A 17,935-nucleotide genomic window follows, 5' to 3' on the forward strand; every position below is an offset into this window, starting at 1 on the left:
TCGAACGAGGGCACCAGCGTCCCGCTGTTCGCCCTGGGAGCACATCACTCTCGCCGGGTGAGAGCCGACATAGGATCGAGGGCATGGCTGGATTCTGGGGCAACCGCAAACGCGAACGTGAAGAACTGGCGGCCCAGGACGCCGATCTCGCGAAGCGCGCACAGACGTCTCTCGTCGCAGCCGACGAGCGGATTCGCGTCACGAGCGATGAACTCGTCTTCGCCGAGGCCGAGCTCGGTCCCGACTCGACGAAAGAGCTCCGCGAGGCCCTCGCGGCCGTCAAGCAGCACCTCGGCGAGGCGTTCCACCTGCACCAGCTCAACCACGACGAGATCCCCGACACCCCGGAAGAGCTGCGCACGCGCAACGCCCGCATCGTGCAGCTGTGCGAGTGGGCCGAAGAACTGCTCGACGACCGCACCGAAGCCCTGTCGGCACGCATCGCGCGGGCACGCCGGGCGCCCGAGATCATCGAGGGCGTGCGCGCCGACGCACAGCGCCTGCGCACCCGCGTCCCCGGTGCCCGCGAGACCGTGCAGCGCCTCGCCGCGCGCTACTCCGACGAGGCGCTCGCGCAGGTCGACGCCAACCCGTCCGAAGCCGAGCAGCTCCTCGGCTTCGCCGAGCACGGAGCCGGCGTCGCCGAGCGCCGCCGCGAGGCAGGCCAGCGCGAGCAGGCCAACATGGCCCTCGAGGCGGCGACCGAGTCGGTGCGCCGCGCCGCGACACTGCTCGACGCCGTCGAGACGTTCGAGGTCGAGGCGCTGCGCGCCGAATCGACCCTCGCCGCGATCGTCGAGGACTCGCGCGAGGACATCGCGGTGGCACTCAAGGAGCCGCACTCCCCCGCCGTCAGCGACGCGATCACGAAGCTGCAGGCAGCACTGTCGGCCCTCCCCGCCGCGGGCGTCAACACCGACCCGTTCACGCAGCTCACGCGCCTGCGCGAGGCGAACTCCGGGCTGGATGCCGCGATCGCCGCCGCCCGCGAGCGCGCGGCCCGCGTCATCCCGCCGCTGGAACACGTCCGCCATGCGATCGACGACGCCGACCGGCAGCTCGCGGTCGCGCGCGACGTCATCGCGGGCCACCGCGGCTGGATCGGCGCCGACGCGCGCACCCGCCTGGCCGAGGCCGAGCGGGTGCGACTGGATCTCGACCGGTTCCTGGGCACGTCCGCAGCGGCCGCGACGCAGATCGACGAAGACCACCGCGAGCAGGCGATGGCGATGGCCCGGCGCGCGGCGACCCTCGCGGGCGAGGCACTGCAGCTCGCGCAGCGCGACATCGATCAGTCCCGCCCGCAGCAGGGCCCCGACCAGTGGGGCGGCGGCTACGGCGGCGGCCGTCGCGGCGGTGGCGGCGACGGCCTCATGGGCGGCATCCTCGGCGGCCTCGTGATCGGCAGCCTGCTGGACGGCATGTTCGACTGACACCCCCGGTCCGGCGGCACCCCGAGCTCGGAGTCGGTGCGAGACGACGGATGCCGCGAGCCCGAAGGCCCGCGGCATCCCTGTGTCGTTCCGCCTACGCGGCGCCGACCTCGGGTGCGGCCTGCGTCGTCAGCGAGATCACACCGTAGTCCCAGCCCTTGCGGCGGTAGACGACGCTCGGGTGATCCGTGCGGGCGTCGATGAAGAGGAAGAAGTCGTGTCCGACCAGTTCCATGCGGTCGACGGCGTCTTCGACCGTCATCCACTCGGGACCGAACTCCTTCGTGCGGATGACGACGGGCGTGTAGTCCTCCTCGTCCTCGTTGCCCGTGATGATCGGGATCTCACCCGTCCGGACGGCGTGGAGCACCTCGGCGGATGCCGGCTGCACGTCGACGCCCTGGAGCGAGCCGCTCTCTTTGTCGAGCTTGGCACCCCGTGGGTGCTTGCGCGCGTCGATGCGCTTGTCCTTGGCACGACGCAACTGCTCGGCGAGTTTGTCGACGGCCATGTCGAGGGCGGCGAACTTGTCGCCGTCGACGGCCTCGGCCCGCACGATGGGGCCCTTGCCGGTGAGGGTGAGCTCGACGGTCTCGTCTTCGACCCGACCGTTGTGATAGGCGCGGTGCGTCACCTTGATATCGAGCCGCTGCGCGCGTGGCGCGAGTTGTTCGATGCGGGGGACCTTTTCGTCAACCACGCCGCGGAAGCGATCCGACACGCTCACACCCACGCCGACGATGCTGGTTTCCATCCCTGACCTCCTTGTTCCGGTCCACCCGGTCAAGGGCGGACCTTCAGTCGCCTTGTCCTGTCCACGCTAGCCCTGCGTCACCGGACTGTCACCTGGGAGTTTCGATTGCGTCACGTTTGCGTGGTGTGGCGGCGATACAGACCGCCCCGATGACATCGGCTCCCCCGGCGCGCAGCGCGCGAACCGCCTCGGCGAGCGTCGCCCCCGTCGTGACGACGTCGTCGAGCACCAGCACGCGCCGACCCGCCGCGCGACGCGCCACGAGGCTCCCCTCGACGTTGCGTCGGCGCGCGCCCTGATCGAGCCCGCGCTGATCCGCCGTGGCCCGCGTCGCGCGGAGCAGACGCTCGACACGGAGTCCGCAACGGCGGGCGACGAGCTCCGCGACGTGGAATCCGCGCCGACGGAACGAGGCGCGCGACGTCGGCACCGGCACCAGGATCGCGGACCGGGCATCATCGGCGGCGGCCCTCAGCGCGGGCGCGAGGGCGCGAGCCAGCCCCGTGCGGCCGTCGTGTTTGAGGCTCCGGATGACGCGGGCCGGCACACCGTCGAACGTCAATCCACTCACGACTTCGACACCGGCGACGATCCGCCGGGTCACCTGCGGCCGCAGCGCGAGAGCGCAGGCCTCGCAGAGCGCCACGTCGTCGGCGTCGCAGCCCGCGCAGCGGACGGGGAACACGAGCGCGAGCGCGTCTTGCAGCGCGCCGCGCAGGTCGGTCGAAGCATCCATCACACCACCATCGCGCCGCGGGCACGGGCCGCCGCGCACGATCGGACGACCCGTGGAAGAGCGGCGCGAGGGCTCGGCTGGGGAGGAGCTATTCGGGCGTGCCCTGCTGTGTCGCCAGGACGAGGATGCCCGACGCGGACTGCTGCCAGTTGGCTCCGCGCTTGATGTAGAGCGTGCCGTCGGCGCCGCGGAGGCGCACGCTCGAGATCGAGTTGGCACCGGAGATTGATGCCGCGCCCTCCGGCCCGGGTGTCACGACGCCGGGGCCGCCCACGAGCTGCTCCAGCACACGCACGGTGGACTCGCCGACGGCGAGCACGCCGACCGTGGTGTCGTCCAGCCACGCGAGACCGACGCCGGCGCCATCCGCGATGCCCAGTTCGATCGGGGCGCTGAGGCTCCTCGGCACCTGCTCCTGATCGTGGATGATCCCCGCCCCCCACACCGACGTGCGTCCGCCCGAGCTGACCAGCGCCGCGATGCGCGCTCCGTCGCGCGAGACGGCCATAGCCGTGATGCGGCTCGCACCCGGCCAGGCGGCCTCGATCTGCACGGGTTCGGTGCTGCCGGGCAGGTACGCCCGGACCGCCTGCGGTGCATCCCTCGGCACCGACCAGATCACGCCCGACGGATCGATCGAGGGGTCGACGAGGCCCGAGCGGGCATCGAGGACCGCTGCGTCGCCCTCCGCCGTCACCCGTATCACCGCACCGTCGGCCGTGCGGACGGCCGCCGAATCGCGATCCACGCCGACCTGGATCGCCGCGGCATCCACCTGCTCCACGGCATCCGACAGCCCGGGGATCTCGGTGAGTTCGTCTCCCGTGAGGAATCCGAAGCCCTGCTCGATCCGCGCGAGCGCTGGGCCCGTGACGGTGGTGCGCCGCGTCGGCGCCGCCTGCGCCGGGAGCACGGTGTTGTCGGCGAGCATCTCGACCTCACTGACGCCCGCGGCGCCCAGGCTCGCCTCGAGCTGCGCCTGCATCCGGTCGAGCGTGGTCTGGTCCAGCCCGAGCGCGTTCTCGAGGGTGACGCCCGCGACTCCCGACACGACGGGCACACCGATCTGCGAGGTCACCCCCTCGGTGAACGCCGTCTTGGTGGCGCCCGCGAGCCAGTCGCTGCGCGGCTTGTTGACGAGCGCGTCCGCGATGCGGCTGGCCGTGTTCGTCTGCGGGAACCACCGCACATCGGGCACGAGATACGTCCACGTCACGTCGAAGTAGGCGAGCGGGTACGGCCGGAAGACCTGCGCGAACGTCGTGCGGTCGAGCACGATGCCGTCGGGCGCCTGCGTGATGCGCCATTCGCCCGCCCCGTTCTTGCCGAGTTCGAAGGTGAGCGGGATCGTGCCGACGTCGGCCCGCTCGTAGACGCCCTTCTCGTCGACCGTCGCGACGGGGGTGACGGTGACCTCGACCGTGTCGTCGTCGATGAGGACCGGCTCACGGTCGGCGAGGATGTCGACGGTCACCTGGGCGGACGGGTTCCACTGGTCGCGGAACGACGCTCCGAGGAACTCGCGCGCCGTGGACCATTCCGATCCGCCCGTCGCGGCAGGGCCCGACCCCGCGAGCAGGAATCCGTCGACGATCTGCTCCGGCGTCGCGCCGGGCTGCGGACCGGTCGGACGGAACGAGATGTCGGGCGGGCCGTCGTCGCTTCCGGCCGGCAGGCCCTCCTGAACGGCTCCGCCTGTGGGCAGGCCCGCGCACGCCGTGAGCGCGATCACCGCGAAGGTCACGAGGATCGACGAGAGGATGCCGCGCCTCATGCCGCGCCTCCTCGGGGCGCGTCGCGCAGCACAGGGATCGGCTGCGTGAGACCGAGGTCGTCGACGGCCGCCACGGAGTCGTCGCCCGGGTCGACGGGAAGCGGCGACGGCGCCGCGAGCCGCGCACCGTGCCGGGGCAGCGTCAGCACGAAGTTCGTTCCGCGACCGAGCTCCGACCACACGGCGAGCTCCCCGCCGTGCAGGCGGGCATCGCCGAGGGCGATCGACAGACCCAGGCCCGTGCCGCCGATCGTGCGCGTGCGCGAGGGGTCGGCCCGCCAGAATCGGTCGAAGACGCGCTCGACGTCATCGGGCTTCATGCCCAAGCCGTAGTCGCGCACTCCGATCGCCACCGCCTGCTGATTGCTGTCGACCGTGACGACGATGGGCCGCCCCTCCCCGTGCTCGATCGCGTTGCCGAGCAGGTTGCGCACGATCCGGCGCACACGGCGGGGATCCATGTCGACGGGGGAATATCCCCCCGGAGCCACGAGCCGCACATCCGTCCCATGCTGTTCGGCGAGCTGAGCCATCGACTCGATGACGTCCTCGGCGAGGTGGGCGAGGCTCGTCGGCTCGAGCTCGAGCTGCACCGATCCGGCGTCGTAGCGGCTGATCTCGAGGAGGTCGGTCAGCAGCGTCTCGAAGCGCTGCACCTGCGCGTTGAGCAGCTCTGCGGCGCGGGCCGTCGCGGGATCGAAGTCGTCGCGCTGGTCGTTGATCATGTCGGCCGCGAGCCGGATCGTCGTGAGCGGCGTGCGCAGCTCGTGCGAGACATCCGACACGAACCTCTGCTGCACGAGCGAGAGGTCGGCGAGCTCCTTGATCTGGGATTCGATGCTGTCGGCCATCGCGTTGAACGAGCGACCGAGGGTCGCGAGCTCATCCTCGCCGCGCACGGGCAGGCGCACGTCGAGCTCACCCGCCGCGAGCTTCGCGCTCGTCTCGGCGGCTTCGCCGATCGGCGTCGTCACCGAGCGCAGGACGAACCACGCGATGCCGCTGATGAGCAGCACGAGCGCGATGCCCACGACCCACAGCGTGCCCTGGATGAAGCCGAGGGTCTGGGATGCCGCGCTCAGGTCGTACGCGAGGAAGAGCGCGTACGCACCGACGCCCGCGACGGGGATCGTCAGCTGCTGTCCGACGACGATCCCCGGCACGGTCGAGCCGTCCGCACCCGGCAGGGCGACGGACTGCCAGTACTGCTGGCCGGGGTTGTCTTCGACCTGCGCGGCGAGCTCGGGCGTGATCGCCTCGTCGAAGGCGGGGCCGCGCGTGAAATCCTGCGGCGCGACCGCGGACGGCGTGCTGTCGATGCGGAAGACCGCGATCGCATCGCTCGAGGACTGCTGTGCGAGGCTGCCGCTCACGGTCTGCATGAGCGCCTGCAGCTGCGACGAATCGCCTTCGACGGCCGAGTCGAGGGTCTCCTGGGCGATCGCGGTCGCCCGCTGGGCCGACTCGAGCACCTGGTCGCGTCGCGAGACGAACAGATCGTTCTGGATCTGCACCGCCATCCACAGACACGCGATCACGACGGCGAGCGCCGTCAGCGCGAGCGTCACGAGAATCGTGCGGAAACGCAGCGACCGGCGCCACAGGCTCGCGAGGTCTTCGGGCCACGCGCGCCACGAGCGCAGCCAGGCCCACGGATCGCGGGTCACGGCGCTTCCGGCACCCGCGCTCGTCATGTACGCCTCAGACGATGGCGCCGGCGCGATAGCCGACACCGCGCACGGTCGTGACGATCTTCGGGTTGTCGGGGTCGAGCTCGACCTTGGCGCGCAGGCGCTGCACGTGCACGTTCACGAGACGCGTGTCGGCCTTGTAGTGATAGCCCCAGACCTGCTCGAGCAGCATCTCGCGCGAGAACACCTGCTGCGGCTTGGAGGCGAGGGCGACGAGCAGCTCGAACTCGAGCGGCGTGAGCGCGATGACGACGTCGGCGCGGCGCACCTCGTGGGCCGACACGTCGACGGTCAGATCGCCGATCCGCAGCATCTCGCTCACCGGCTGCGCCACGGGGCGCAGGCGCGTGCGGATGCGCGCGACGAGCTCCTTCGGGTTGAAGGGCTTCACGATGTAGTCATCGGCGCCCACTTCGAGCCCGCGTACGACGTCCGCGGTGTCGGTGCGGGCCGTTAGCATGATGATCGGGATGCCGGATTCCGCCCGCACGCGCGTGCAGATCTCGATGCCGTCCATGCCGGGGAGCATGAGATCGAGCAGGATCAGGTCGGGTCGCTCGGCACGCCACACGTCGACGGCCTGAGATCCATCGGCGCAGAACACCGTGTCGAAGCCCTCGGTGCGCAGCACGATGCCGATCATCTCGGCGAGTGCGGTGTCATCGTCGACCACCAGGATGCGTGAAGTCATCTACGCGATTCGTCCTCTATGTCGGGCCACCGCCGCCCCAGCGGCGCTCGGGCGCTCCCCACACATTAGTCGACGGCGCCTGAGCGCGGGCCGGAGGCCCACCGGGCGAGCGCTGAGAACGCCCCGGCGAGTGCCGCGCGCACTGCGGCGGACGCGTCGCCCGCGTGTGACACGATGGAGTCCCGCCCGCGGGGCGCCGATGCACGAGGAGGCTCACGTGACCGCGTACCCTGCCTGGACGCCTGCGTCACGCCCCGGCATCGTGCCCCTGCATCCCCTCTCCTTCGGGACCATCCTCGGGCGCTCCTTCGTCGCCCTCCGGCAGAACCCGAAGGTGCTGCTCGGGTTCGCGCTCGTCGTGCAGACGCTGACGTACGTCGTCGTCCTCGGCGCGATCGCGGCGATCGGGTGGGCGACCTATACGCGATTGTCGACGCTGCGCCCCGGCACCGAGGATTTCGAGACGGTGACCGTGGGATCGTTCGCGATCCTGATCATCGCGAGCTTCGTCCTCGGACTCGCGGCGCAGGCGATGTCGGTCATCGTGCAGGGCGTCGTCGTCATCGAGGTGACGCACGCCGTCGTCGCCGAGAAGCTGACCCTGCGCGCCATCTGGCAACGTGTGAAGCCCGTCGCGTGGCGGCTCATCGGCTATTCGCTGCTGCTCGCGCTCGCCCTGGCCGCGGGCGTGGTGATCGTCGGCGGCGCACTGTTCGCGCTCGGCACGGTGGCCCTGCCGGTCGCGATCGGGCTGGGCATCCTGGCTCTCCTCGGCGCGGTCGTCGTGGTGTGGTGGCTCACGATCAAGTTGCTCCTCGCGCCGTCCGTCATCCTCGTCGAGCGTGCGACGATCGCGCAGGCGGTCGCACGATCCTGGGTTCTGACCCGCGGCCGGTTCTGGTCGTCGCTCGGCGTCATCCTGCTCATCGTCGTCACCTTCTCTGCCATCGGGCAGGTCATCGCGCTCCCGTTCTCGTTCCTGTCGGCGGGGCTCGGCACGATCATCGCTCCGACGGGCGACCCGAACGCCTCGGGGATCGTCTCGATCGTCGCCGGGATGCTGCTGACCTACGCGGTGCTGTTCGTCATCCAGTCGATCGCACTCGTCGTGCAGGCGACGGCGACGACGCTCATCTACGTCGACTGCCGCATGCGCCATGAGGGTCTCGATCTCGATCTGCTCGCCTATGTCGAGCGACGGGACGCTTCGCCCGCGTCCTCGCTCGGCGCCGGCGGCGGTGCCTCCGACCTCCCCGATCCCTACGTGCAGCACATCGGCCGCGTGATCGCGCCGCGATTCCCGGCCACAGCGGCTTACCAGCCCGCGTACCCGGTCGCCCCACCATCGGCGTACGGAACACCCGCCGGGGCACCACCACAGCCGCCCGCGTCACCGCAGCCCGCCGCGCCCGCGCCGGCACCGCAGCCGCCCGCGTCACCGACGACCTGGACCGCGCCCGGCGCACCGGCCCCGCCCACCGACCGAGAGTCGCCGTGGGCGTGATCCCTCTCGCGGCGACACCCCTCATCCCCGACGGCGACGACGCACGCCGCTGGGCCGAGCAAGAGCTTTCGGATCCCGCCTATCGCATCACCGAGCCGACCTTCTTCGATCAGGCGGCGCGGGCGGTCTGGGACTTCGTCCGTGGGCTGTTCGGCGCCGAAGTGTCGCAGGACTGGGGCACCCTGCTCGCGATCGTCGGTGCGATCGCGGTCGTCGTACTGATCGTCGTCGCGTTCCTGATCTGGGGGCGGCCACGCTCGACGAGGCGCGCGCCGGCGCCGCACGCGGCTCTTTTCGGCGACGCCGACGAACGCACGGCCGAGGAGCTGCGGCGGGCCGCGGCATCCCACGCCGACCGCGGCGAATGGGCCGACGCCGTCGTGCTGCGCTTCCGTGCCCTCGCCCGAGGTCTCGCGGAGCGCGGCATCGTCGACACGCCCCCGGGCGCCACCGTGCATGCGTTCGCGCGCGCGGCGGCCGGCGCCTTCCCCCCGCATACGGACGACCTCGAGTCGGCGGCGCAGGCGTTCGACGACGTGCGCTACCTGCGCCGACCGGGCACGGCCGCGCTCTACGCGCGCGTCGCGTCGGTGGATGACGCGATCGCCGCCGATCGCCCGCTCGTCACCGAAGGCGTCCCCGCGTGACCGATGTCGAGGTGCGGACGACGTCACGCGGGCGACGCATCGGCGGATGGATGGCGCTCGGCGTCGGCGTGGTGGTGATCGGGATCGTCGGCTCGCTGATGTCGGGACTCGGCGCGTGGTCGGAGCGCGAAGCCCTCGACCCCGAGTCCCCCGCCCCGCTGGGCACACGGGCCCTCGCCGAGATCCTCCGCGACCACGGGGTCGACGTCATCGTGGCGCGCGACCGCGCGACGGCATCCGCGGCCCTCGCGGAACACGAGGCGACCCTTGTGATGCCCGACGCCCCGGCGCTCACGGACGCCGCGCTCGAAGAGCTCGGCGCCGCCGCCGCCGACCTCGTCCTGATCCAGCCCCGCTCGCGCGACCTGCGTCTCTTCCTCGACGGCTCGTCGCTCGCGGGCGCCGCCCCCGAGGGTGCGGTCGCCCCGGATTGCGATCTGGCTGAGGCGACGCGCTCGGGCGACGTCTCGCCCGGTCTGCTGCTGGCCCCGGGCGACGACTCGGTGACCGCCTGCTACCCGGCCGGGGACGGATGGGGACTCCTCGTGCACGACGACGGCGGGCGCCGGGTCGCGGCGATCGACGCGGCTCCGTTGTTCGTCAACGAGGCGCTGGCCGCCGACGGCAACGCCGCGCTGGCGATCAACCTCATGGGCCGTCATCCCGTCGTGGTCTGGTACATGCCCGCCCTGTTCGACACGGATCTTGAGACCACGCCGACGCTCGGCGAGCTGACCCCGCCGTGGGTGAGCCCTGTCATCGTCCTGCTGCTCGTCGCCGGCGCCGCTGCCGGGATCTGGCGCGGACGCCGGTTCGGTCCGCTCGTGCGGGAGCGCCTGCCGGTGACGGTGCGCGTCGGCGAGACGACCGAGGGGCGAGCCCGCCTCTACGCCCGTGCCGGCGACGCCGGGCACGCGGCTGCACAGCTGCGCGGGGCGACGCTGCGGCGCCTCGCGCGAAAGCTCGCGATCGGCCCGGCCGCGCGGCCCGACCAGATCGCGGATGCCGCCGCGACGCGCACGGGCATCGACCGACAGACGGTGCGCGGCATCCTCATCGACGACATCCCCGCGTCGGGAGCCGAGCTCCTGAGCCTGCGCACGCGCCTCCGCGACATCGAGGGGGCCGTCGACGCCGCCCTCCGCCCCGAAAGGAACAGCCGATGACCGACATCGACACCCCCGCCGACGACGCCGCTCTGCGCGATGCGATGAACCGGGTGCGCGCCGAGGTGGGCAAAGCCGTCGTCGGTCAGGACGGCACCGTCACGGGCCTGCTGATCGGACTGCTCGCGGGGGGGCACGTGCTCCTCGAGGGCGTGCCGGGCGTCGCGAAGACACTCCTCGTGCGCGCGTTCGCCACGACGCTCGGGCTCGACACGAAGCGCATCCAATTCACCCCCGACCTCATGCCCGGAGACGTCTCGGGCTCGCTGGTCTACGACGCCAAGACGGGCGAGTTCGAGTTCCGCGAGGGCCCGGTCTTCACGAACGTTCTGCTCGCCGACGAGATCAATCGGACGCCGCCCAAGACGCAGTCGGCCCTCCTGGAGGCGATGGAGGAGCGTCAGGTCTCGACCGACGGCGTGACCCGCCCCCTGCCCTTCCCGTTCCTCGTCGCCGCGACGCAGAACCCCATCGAACACGAGGGGACGTACACGCTGCCCGAAGCGCAGCTGGACCGTTTCCTGCTGAAGCTCATCGTCGATCTGCCTGTCCGGGAGGCCGAGCTCGAAGTCCTGCGCCGGCACGCGGGCGGCTTCGATCCGCGGAATCTCGCCGCCGCGGGTGTCCAGCGCGCCGCGACCGCCGACGAACTGCGCGCGGCGCAGCGGGCCGCGGCATCCGTCGCCGTCTCGGACGCCGTCCTCGGCTACGTCGTCGACCTCGCGCGCGCGACCCGCGAGAGCCCCTCGGTGCAGCTCGGGGTCTCGCCGCGCGCGTCCACGGCGCTGCTGGCGTCGGCCAAGGCGTGGGCGTGGCTCGGCGGCTACCCCGCGATCACGCCCGATCACGTGCAGACGATGCTCGTGCCGACGTGGCGGCACCGCATCCGCTTGCGACCCGAGGCAGAGCTCGAGGGCGTGTCGGTGGATGCCGTGCTCGGTTCGGTCGTGCAGCAGACGAGGGTGCCGATCTAGGGATGTACCTGACCTCCCGACTCCCCGTGCTCGTCGCGGTCGGCGCCGTGCCCGTCGTGCTGCTCTCGCTCGCCGGGACCGACGCCTGGCTGGCGGCGGCGGGCTGGATCGTCCTGTGCGTCGTGCTGGCGCTGGTGGATGCCGCGGCGGCCCCCGATCCGCGTCTGGTCCGGGTCGAGCGGTCGGCGCCGGTGCGCGCGCGACTCGGCGAGGTCGTGGAGGTCAGCACCCGGCTGCGCAACACGGGCGGACGGACGTTCCGCGGCCGCGTGCGCGACGCGTGGCAGCCGACGGCGGGCGCGCCGCCCCAGCATCCATCGATCGTGATCCCGCCCGGCGAGAGTCGCGTCGTGCGCACGCCGCTCGCGCCGCGCCGGCGCGGCGAGCTGCGCAGCATGTTCGTCGCCCTGCGGTCGGTCGGGCCGCTGCGTCTCGCGGGGCGGCAGGCGCGCATCGACGACGTCGGGGCGATCCGCGTCCTTCCGCCGTTCACCTCGCGCCGCCACTTGCCGTCGCGCCTCGCCCGGCTGCGCGAGCTCGACGGCGCGACGAGCATCCAGGTGCGCGGGCCGGGCACCGAGTTCGACAGTCTGCGCGAGTACGTCCGCGGCGACGACGTGCGATCGATCGACTGGCGCGCCACGGCGAGATCGTCCACGACGATGCTCCGCACGTGGCGGCCCGAGCGCGACCGTCACGTCGTGATCGTGATCGACACGGGGCGCACGGCCGCCGCTCGCGTCGGCGACGGCGTGCGACTGGATGCCGCGATGGAGGCCGCGCTGCTGCTCGCGGCGCTCGCGCAGCGCGCCGGGGACCACGTGCACCTGCTGATGTTCGACCGCGTCGTGCGCGCACGCGTGACCCGGCACGACGGACCGGGCCTGCTCCCCGCGATGGTCGACGCGATGGCGACCGTCGAGGCGACCCTGATCGACACCGACTGGGATGCCGCGTTCGCCGAAGTGCGCGCCCTCACGTCGCGTCCGTCCCTCGTGGTTCTGCTGACCGCTCAGGACTCCGTCGAGAGCTCGCGGGGATTCCTCGGGTCGCTCCCCGCCCTGACTGCTCGCGCACACGTTCTCGTCGGGACCGTGGCGGACGCACCCGCGCCGACGGCGGAGCGCCCCGACGTCGACGAGGTCTATCGCGAGGCGGCCGCCGCCCGCGCCGCGGCGGACGCGGGTCGCGTCGCGGCCGCGATCGGGCGCGCGCACGCCGAGGCCGTCACCGACACGGCGGACGACCTGCCGCCGCGGATCGCCGACCGCTACCTGGCGCTCAAGGCCGCCGGCCGCCTCTAGCGACGCCCTGTCCCCGCGGTGTGGACTCGCGCGTGCTCACGGAAACGACGACAGCCCCGGCGAAACGCCGGGGCTGTCGAGGATCCGAGGATCAGGACTTGGCGGGCAGCTTGTCGTGCGCGTTGAACACGCGGAAGACGAGCGCGGCGATCGCGCCGCCCACGATCGGAGCGACGAAGTACAGCCAGTAGGAGCCCCACGCGAAGTTGCCGTGAACGGCGAGGCCGAGCGCGACGGCGGGGTTGAAGCCGCCTCCCGAGACGCTGCCGAAGCCGACCGCGCCGACGAAGACCGTCGAACCGATCGCGAGGCCGTAGAACGAGTTGTTCGGGTGGTCCTTCGACGTCGCGACGTTCAGGACGACATAGACCAGCACGAAGGTCCACAGCGCCTCGACGAGGAACGCGGGGCCGACCTCGACCTCGAGCGCCGCATCCGGCGCCGGGAAGAGGGCGAATGCGACGAGCGCGGCCAGCACGCCGCCGACGAGCTGCGCGACGATGTAGGCCACCATGCCCACGGCGTCGATCGCACCGCGCAGCCACACGCCGACCGAGACGGCGGGGTTGAGGTGCGCACCCGAGATGTGTCCCGTGGCGTAGACCATGATCATGAGCGCGAAGCCGATCGCGAGAGGCGCGAAGGGGCTGCCGCTGCTGACGGCCGCGATGATGGCGAAGACGAAGATGAACGTGCCGACCAGTTCGGCCAGCGCACTGCGAAGTGTGCCCGACATGAAGTGTGCTCCTCCTGTAGAAATGAACGCGGACGATGCGCGTCACCGACGCTGACACTAGTCCACCATCAGCGAATTCACAGGTAATGAGCGCCGAGCGGCGTGAACTCCGAAGGACGGCTCCATGAACGACTCCCCCACGCCGGCCCGCTCTTCGAGGGCCCCGCTGGTCGCGGAGGCGCTCGGCACCTTCATCCTGGTGCTGGCCGTCATATCGACAGCGCTCTTCGCCGCCGGATTCGGCGAGGGAACGGAATCCGCGAACAAGGGAGTGGGCTTCATCGGCGTCTCGTTCGCCGTCGGTCTCGCACTCGCAGCGGGCATCTACGCGTTCGGGCCCGTCTCGGGCGGTCACTTCAACCCTGCGGTGACGGTCGGGCTCGCGGCCGCCGGACGCTTCCCCTGGCGCGGCGTGCTCGGCTACGTGATCGCCCAGGTCATCGGCGGCGCGGTCGCGACGACACTCATCGTGCTCATCGGACTCTTCGGACCCACAGGGTGGCTCTCCACGGTCCAGGACGGCGGGTTCGCATCCAACGGCTTCGGCTCCCGCTCCCCCGGCGGGTTCGAGATGGGCGCCGCGATCCTGGTCGAAGCACTCTTCACGGCGGTGTTCGTCCTCGTGATCCTGGGCGTCACCCATGCTCAGCGCGGTTCGCGAGCCGTCGCGGGACTGATCATCGGGTTGACACTCGCCGTCATCCATCTCGCGACGATCCCCATCGACAACACGTCGATCAACCCCGCGCGCTCGATCGCCACCGCGATCTACGGCGGATTCGACGCACTCGCCCAGCTGTGGGTGTTCCTCGTCTTCCCGATCCTCGGCGCCCTCATCGCGGGCTACGCGTACCGAGCGATGTTCGGCGGCGCGGAGGAGGAGTGACGCTCACCCTGCGACGAGGGTCGGAGTGCCCGCTTCGTACTCCGTGAGGTCGCCCGTCTCGCCCTGCCGCACGGCGCGACCGCCGACAACGAGCATGTAGAGGAGGAAGAGCGCGAGCGCCGCCGCGCCGATGCCGATCTTGACGGGCCAGGGCCACGGCTGCGCCGTGACGAATCCCTCGATGAGACCCGAGACGCCCAGCGCGATGACGAGTCCGATCGCGATCGTCGCCAACGATCTGCCCGCGGCGGCGAGCGCCTCACCGCGAGGCCGGGGGCCGGGGGCCACCCACGCCCAGAAGATGTGGAGGCCCGCGGCGCACGCGACGAAGATGCACGTGAGTTCGAGCAGACCATGGGGCGCGATGAAGAGCAGGAAGACGTCGGCGCGATCAGCCGAGATCATGACCGCGGCGGCCGTGCCGACGCCGACGGCGTTCTGCACGACGACCATGAGCGGCCAGACGCCCGTGATGCCGAAGAGGACGCACTGCGCGGCGATCCACGCGTTGTTCGTCCAGACGGTGCCGGCGAAGACGGCCGCGGGGTTCTCGCTGTAGTAGTCGGTGAACGAGTTCTCGGCGTAGTAGTCGAGCTCTGCCTGCGACCCGAGTGTCGCCAGCAGCACCGGATCGCTCGAGATCCACAACGCGACGATCGTGCCTGTGATGAGGAAGCCGACGGCGATCACGAGGGTCGTCCACCGGACGCGGTAGAGCGCGGCTGGCAGCTGCAGGGCGAAGAACCGCGGGATCTGGCGGAGCACGTTCTCGGGCGCGCCCGTCAGACGCAGCCGCGCGCGGGCGAGCATCGTCGAAACGTGGTCGCCCTGTCGCGTGCGCCCCGCGGAGGTCTTGAGATCGGCCAGGTCGGCCGAAGCCGCCTGATAGCGCGTCACCAGTTCGTCGGCCTCGGCTCCGCTGAGGTGTCGCGCGCGGCTCAGCTCGTCCAGACGCGCCCATTCCTCGCGGCGGGCTGCGGTGAGGGCGTCGAGGTCCATTTGCTTTACTGTAACCGTGCCCGCTGCCAGCCGATCCGCGACGATCCACCAGGACGAGGTCCTCACTGGAGAAGCGGTCGCGCTCGATGTGCAGCCGATCGGCTTCTTCCTGCGCGGGCTCGGGACCTTCATCGACATGCTCGCCGGTGTCGCGCTCTTCCTCCTCTACACGGTCGTCGCGACCTACCTGTTCGGCATGAGCATCCTCGACGCGTCCGCGGGACGCATCGTGACGATCGTGATGCTCGTGCTCGTCATGGTCGTCGTGCCGACGGCCGTCGAGACCGCCACCCGCGGTCGCAGCCTCGGAAAACTCGCCGTCGGAGGCCGCATCGTCCGCAGCGACGGCGGGGCGAGCGGCTTCCGTCAGGCCTTCATCCGCGCGCTCGTGGGCGTGTTCGAGCTGTGGTTCACGCTCGGCGCGGTCGCCGCGATCGTGGGCGCGTTCACGCCCCGCTCGCAGCGCTTGGGCGATCTGCTCGCCGGCACGTACAGCGAGCGCACCCGCACTCCTCCGCTGCCGCCGCCGGCGCCGGACGTCCCCGAGCCCCTCGAGGCGTGGGCTCAGGTGGCCGACGTCGTGCGTCTGCCCGATCGCCTGTCGCGCCGCATCGCGCAGTTCGCGCAGAGCGCGCCCGGCATGGAGCCCTCCGCACGCGCGCGGGCAGCAGCATCCCTCGCCGCCGAGGCCGCGCCCTTCGTCTCGCCCGTTCCCGCCGTCGACCCCGAGACGTTCCTGCGCGGCGCCGCCGCCGTGCGCCGTGACCGTGAGCTGCGGGCACTCCGGCTCGAGGACGAGCGCGTGGCCGCGCTGACGTCGGGAGACGCTCAGTACCGGTAGTGGTCCAGTTTGTAGGGGCCCTCGATCGGAACGCCGATGTACGCCGCCTGCTCGGGGGTGAGTTCGGTCAGTTCGACGCCGAGCGCCGCGAGGTGCAGGCGTGCGACCTTCTCGTCGAGCGTCTTGGGCAGCGTGTAGACGCCGACCGGATAGTCGCCCGGTTTCGTGAAGAGCTCGATCTGGGCGAGCACCTGGTTCGTGAACGACGCGCTCATGACGAACGACGGATGCCCTGTCGCGTTCCCGAGGTTCATCAGACGGCCCTCGCTCAGCACGAGCACGCTGCGCCCGTTCGGCAAGCGCCATTCGTGCACCTGCGGTTTGATCTCGATGCGCTCGGCCCCGGGGATCGCGGCGAGGCCCGCCATGTCGATCTCGTCGTCGAAGTGCCCGACGTTGCCGACGATCGCAAGGTGCTTGAGCCCGAGCAGGTGCTCGGGGGTCACGACACGGGTGTTGCCCGTGCCCGTGATGAGGATGTCGATGCGGTCCAGCACCGACTCCAGCCGTGCGACCTCGAACCCGTCCATCGCTGCCTGCAGCGCGCAGATCGGATCGATCTCGCCCACGATGACGCGGGCGCCCTGGCCGCGCAGAGCCTCGGACGCCCCCTTGCCGACGTCGCCGTAACCGACGACGAACGCGGTCTTGCCGCCGATGAGCACATCCGTCGCCCGGTTGATGCCGTCGGGCAGCGAATGACGGATGCCGTACGTGTTGTCGAACTTGGACTTCGTCACCGAGTCGTTGACGTTGATGGCGGGGAACAGGAGCGACCCGGCGGCTGCGAGCTCGTACAGCCGGTGGACTCCCGTCGTGGTCTCCTCCGTCACCCCGACGATGCCCGCGGCCATGCGCGTGAACCGCTGCGGATCCTGCTCCAGGCTGCGCCGAAGGGTCTCGAGCACGATGCCGTACTCGTGCGAGTCCGAGGTGCTCACCACGGGCACTGCGCCCGCCGCCTCGAACGCGACGCCGCGATGCACGAGCAGCGTCGCATCCCCGCCGTCGTCGAGGATGAGGTTCGGGCCGTCGAACCCTTCGGCCGACCAGTCGAAGATGCGATCCGCGAGCGCCCAGTACTCCTCGAGCGTCTCGCCCTTGAAGGCGAAGACCGGCACGCCGGCCGGGGCGTCTACGGTGCCGGTCGGCCCCACGACGACCGCCGCGGCCGCTTCGTCCTGCGTCGAGAAGATGTTGCAGCTCGCCCAGCGCACCTGTGCGCCGAGCGCCGTGAGCGTCTCGATGAGCACGCCCGTCTGCACGGTCATGTGGAGGGACCCCGCGATGCGGGCCCCGCGTAGCGGCTGCGACGGACCGAACTCCTCGCGCAGCGCCATGAGGCCCGGCATCTCGTGTTCGGCGAGGCGCAGCTGGTGGCGCCCCGCTTCGGCGAGCGACAGATCGGCGACGACGAAGTCGAAAGGACGACCGGATGCCGCGGCCGCGGCATCCGTCATGAGACCCGGTGTGGACATGACCCGATCATCCCACGGCGCGCGCGGCGCGCACGGGTGTCAGACGCGCAGCGTCTCGTGCCGCACGACGACCCATCCCTTGGGAACCGAGAGGCGCTCGGTGTGGATCGCGCACAGGTCGTGGGCGTGCGGATCGCCGCCCGCGCCGAGCGGCCCGACCGCGGCCATCTGATCGCCGTAGTCGTAGGTGAGGGTCGACACGGCCTCTCGGGCGCATCCCACTTTGGAGCAGAGTCTCTCGCGCATCGCCTCGACACTAATGCCGCCGACGAGATGGATCGGGATGCCGCGCCGCCTGACCGAGGCCTGCCCGCCGTAGGA

At 71.3% G+C, this 17,935-nt stretch carries 17 protein-coding genes; 8 read left to right on the forward strand and 9 right to left on the reverse strand.

Features of this window, described 5'->3' with window-relative positions:
• Nucleotides 1-83: 83 nt before the first annotated feature.
• Nucleotides 84-1,433, forward strand: a complete 1,350-nt coding sequence (locus MA876_RS13860) for a hypothetical protein (RefSeq protein ID WP_248150463.1) — start codon at nucleotides 84-86, stop codon at nucleotides 1,431-1,433.
• Between the two features lie 94 nt (nucleotides 1,434-1,527).
• Here MA876_RS13860 and hpf read toward each other — a convergent pair whose 3' ends face one another.
• The 5 genes from hpf to mtrA all read right to left on the reverse strand — a co-directional run bounded on the left by hpf (nucleotide 1,528) and on the right by mtrA (nucleotide 7,079).
• On the reverse strand, nucleotides 1,528-2,187 hold the full coding sequence (hpf, locus tag MA876_RS13865; protein WP_248150465.1) for a ribosome hibernation-promoting factor, HPF/YfiA family: 660 nt from the start codon (nucleotides 2,185-2,187) through the stop codon (nucleotides 1,528-1,530).
• A gap of 88 nt (nucleotides 2,188-2,275) precedes the next feature.
• Entirely contained in the window at nucleotides 2,276-2,923 is a 648-nt protein-coding gene (locus tag MA876_RS13870; RefSeq protein WP_248150467.1) for a ComF family protein, read from the reverse strand.
• Nucleotides 2,924-3,011: 88 nt separating this feature from the next.
• Entirely contained in the window at nucleotides 3,012-4,697 is a 1,686-nt protein-coding gene (locus tag MA876_RS13875) for an LpqB family beta-propeller domain-containing protein (RefSeq protein WP_248150469.1), read from the reverse strand.
• Nucleotides 4,694-6,391 (reverse strand): MtrAB system histidine kinase MtrB, encoded by a 1,698-nt coding sequence (mtrB, locus tag MA876_RS13880; protein ID WP_248150486.1) that lies wholly within the window; start codon nucleotides 6,389-6,391, stop codon nucleotides 4,694-4,696. Before mtrB ends, MA876_RS13875 begins: the two co-directional genes overlap by 4 nt.
• 7 nt (nucleotides 6,392-6,398) lie before the next feature.
• Nucleotides 6,399-7,079: an MtrAB system response regulator MtrA gene (mtrA, locus tag MA876_RS13885; protein WP_248150512.1), complete on the reverse strand. Its 681-nt coding sequence runs from the start codon at nucleotides 7,077-7,079 to the stop codon at nucleotides 6,399-6,401.
• Between the two features lie 217 nt (nucleotides 7,080-7,296).
• Here mtrA and MA876_RS13890 point away from each other — a divergent pair, with 217 nt between their 5' ends.
• From MA876_RS13890 to MA876_RS13910, 5 genes are read left to right on the forward strand one after another with little or no spacing between them, the layout of a single operon-like run.
• On the forward strand, nucleotides 7,297-8,583 hold the full coding sequence (locus MA876_RS13890; protein WP_248150515.1) for a hypothetical protein: 1,287 nt from the start codon (nucleotides 7,297-7,299) through the stop codon (nucleotides 8,581-8,583).
• Entirely contained in the window at nucleotides 8,574-9,230 is a 657-nt protein-coding gene (locus tag MA876_RS19325; RefSeq protein ID WP_248150518.1) for a DUF4129 domain-containing protein, read from the forward strand. The genes MA876_RS13890 and MA876_RS19325 overlap by 10 nt, the downstream gene beginning before the upstream one ends.
• Nucleotides 9,227-10,396 carry a DUF4350 domain-containing protein gene (locus tag MA876_RS13900; protein ID WP_248150521.1) on the forward strand — a complete coding sequence of 390 codons (1,170 nt, stop codon included), beginning with the start codon at nucleotides 9,227-9,229 and terminating at the stop codon, nucleotides 10,394-10,396. Before MA876_RS19325 ends, MA876_RS13900 begins: the two co-directional genes overlap by 4 nt.
• Entirely contained in the window at nucleotides 10,393-11,370 is a 978-nt protein-coding gene (locus MA876_RS13905) for an AAA family ATPase (protein WP_248150525.1), read from the forward strand. Before MA876_RS13900 ends, MA876_RS13905 begins: the two co-directional genes overlap by 4 nt.
• A 2-nt stretch (nucleotides 11,371-11,372) precedes the next feature.
• Complete coding sequence (locus MA876_RS13910) at nucleotides 11,373-12,674, forward strand: DUF58 domain-containing protein (protein WP_248150528.1); 1,302 nt, start codon at nucleotides 11,373-11,375, stop codon at nucleotides 12,672-12,674.
• A gap of 91 nt (nucleotides 12,675-12,765) precedes the next feature.
• Here MA876_RS13910 and MA876_RS13915 read toward each other — a convergent pair whose 3' ends face one another.
• Nucleotides 12,766-13,410, reverse strand: a complete 645-nt coding sequence (locus tag MA876_RS13915; protein ID WP_248150531.1) for an MIP/aquaporin family protein — start codon at nucleotides 13,408-13,410, stop codon at nucleotides 12,766-12,768.
• 124 nt (nucleotides 13,411-13,534) lie between these two features.
• On the opposite strand from MA876_RS13915, the gene MA876_RS13920 reads away from it, so the two are divergent.
• Nucleotides 13,535-14,296, forward strand: a complete 762-nt coding sequence (locus MA876_RS13920; RefSeq protein WP_248150538.1) for an aquaporin — start codon at nucleotides 13,535-13,537, stop codon at nucleotides 14,294-14,296.
• Between the two features lie 3 nt (nucleotides 14,297-14,299).
• Here the strand turns inward: MA876_RS13920 and MA876_RS13925 are convergent, their stop codons facing one another.
• A complete protein-coding gene (locus MA876_RS13925) occupies nucleotides 14,300-15,295 on the reverse strand; it encodes a stage II sporulation protein M (protein ID WP_248150541.1) in 996 nt (331 codons plus the stop codon).
• 16 nt (nucleotides 15,296-15,311) lie between these two features.
• On the opposite strand from MA876_RS13925, the gene MA876_RS13930 reads away from it, so the two are divergent.
• Nucleotides 15,312-16,136: an RDD family protein gene (locus tag MA876_RS13930; protein ID WP_248150545.1), complete on the forward strand. Its 825-nt coding sequence runs from the start codon at nucleotides 15,312-15,314 to the stop codon at nucleotides 16,134-16,136.
• Here the strand turns inward: MA876_RS13930 and ahcY are convergent.
• Both ahcY and MA876_RS13940 read right to left on the reverse strand, forming a co-directional pair.
• A complete protein-coding gene (ahcY, locus tag MA876_RS13935) occupies nucleotides 16,124-17,614 on the reverse strand; it encodes an adenosylhomocysteinase (RefSeq protein ID WP_372491533.1) in 1,491 nt (496 codons plus the stop codon). The genes MA876_RS13930 and ahcY overlap by 13 nt on opposite strands.
• Before the next feature lie 39 nt (nucleotides 17,615-17,653).
• The gene (locus MA876_RS13940; RefSeq protein ID WP_248150548.1) at nucleotides 17,654-17,860 is read right to left on the reverse strand and encodes a DUF3499 family protein; all 207 of its coding nucleotides are present in this window, start codon (nucleotides 17,858-17,860) and stop codon (nucleotides 17,654-17,656) included.
• Nucleotides 17,861-17,935: the final 75 nt, after the last annotated feature.

The sequence above is a fragment of the Microbacterium aoyamense genome (genome assembly GCF_023155855.1).
Taxonomy (GTDB): Bacteria; Actinomycetota; Actinomycetes; order Actinomycetales; family Microbacteriaceae; genus Microbacterium; species Microbacterium aoyamense.

Coding starts and splice junctions, on each gene's coding strand:
- mtrB (WP_248150486.1), bottom strand. CDS start 6,391: ATGACGAGCGCGGGTGCCGGAAGCGCCGTGACCCGCGATCCGTGGGCC.
- MA876_RS13920 (WP_248150538.1), top strand. CDS start 13,535: ATGAACGACTCCCCCACGCCGGCCCGCTCTTCGAGGGCCCCGCTGGTC.
- ahcY (WP_372491533.1), bottom strand. CDS start 17,614: ATGTCCACACCGGGTCTCATGACGGATGCCGCGGCCGCGGCATCCGGT.
- MA876_RS13925 (WP_248150541.1), bottom strand. CDS start 15,295: ATGGACCTCGACGCCCTCACCGCAGCCCGCCGCGAGGAATGGGCGCGT.
- mtrA (WP_248150512.1), bottom strand. CDS start 7,079: ATGACTTCACGCATCCTGGTGGTCGACGATGACACCGCACTCGCCGAG.
- MA876_RS13905 (WP_248150525.1), top strand. CDS start 10,393: ATGACCGACATCGACACCCCCGCCGACGACGCCGCTCTGCGCGATGCG.
- MA876_RS13860 (WP_248150463.1), top strand. CDS start 84: ATGGCTGGATTCTGGGGCAACCGCAAACGCGAACGTGAAGAACTGGCG.
- MA876_RS13915 (WP_248150531.1), bottom strand. CDS start 13,410: ATGTCGGGCACACTTCGCAGTGCGCTGGCCGAACTGGTCGGCACGTTC.
- MA876_RS13870 (WP_248150467.1), bottom strand. CDS start 2,923: ATGGATGCTTCGACCGACCTGCGCGGCGCGCTGCAAGACGCGCTCGCG.
- hpf (WP_248150465.1), bottom strand. CDS start 2,187: ATGGAAACCAGCATCGTCGGCGTGGGTGTGAGCGTGTCGGATCGCTTC.
- MA876_RS13940 (WP_248150548.1), bottom strand. CDS start 17,860: ATGCGCGAGAGACTCTGCTCCAAAGTGGGATGCGCCCGAGAGGCCGTG.
- MA876_RS13875 (WP_248150469.1), bottom strand. CDS start 4,697: ATGAGGCGCGGCATCCTCTCGTCGATCCTCGTGACCTTCGCGGTGATC.
- MA876_RS13910 (WP_248150528.1), top strand. CDS start 11,373: ATGTACCTGACCTCCCGACTCCCCGTGCTCGTCGCGGTCGGCGCCGTG.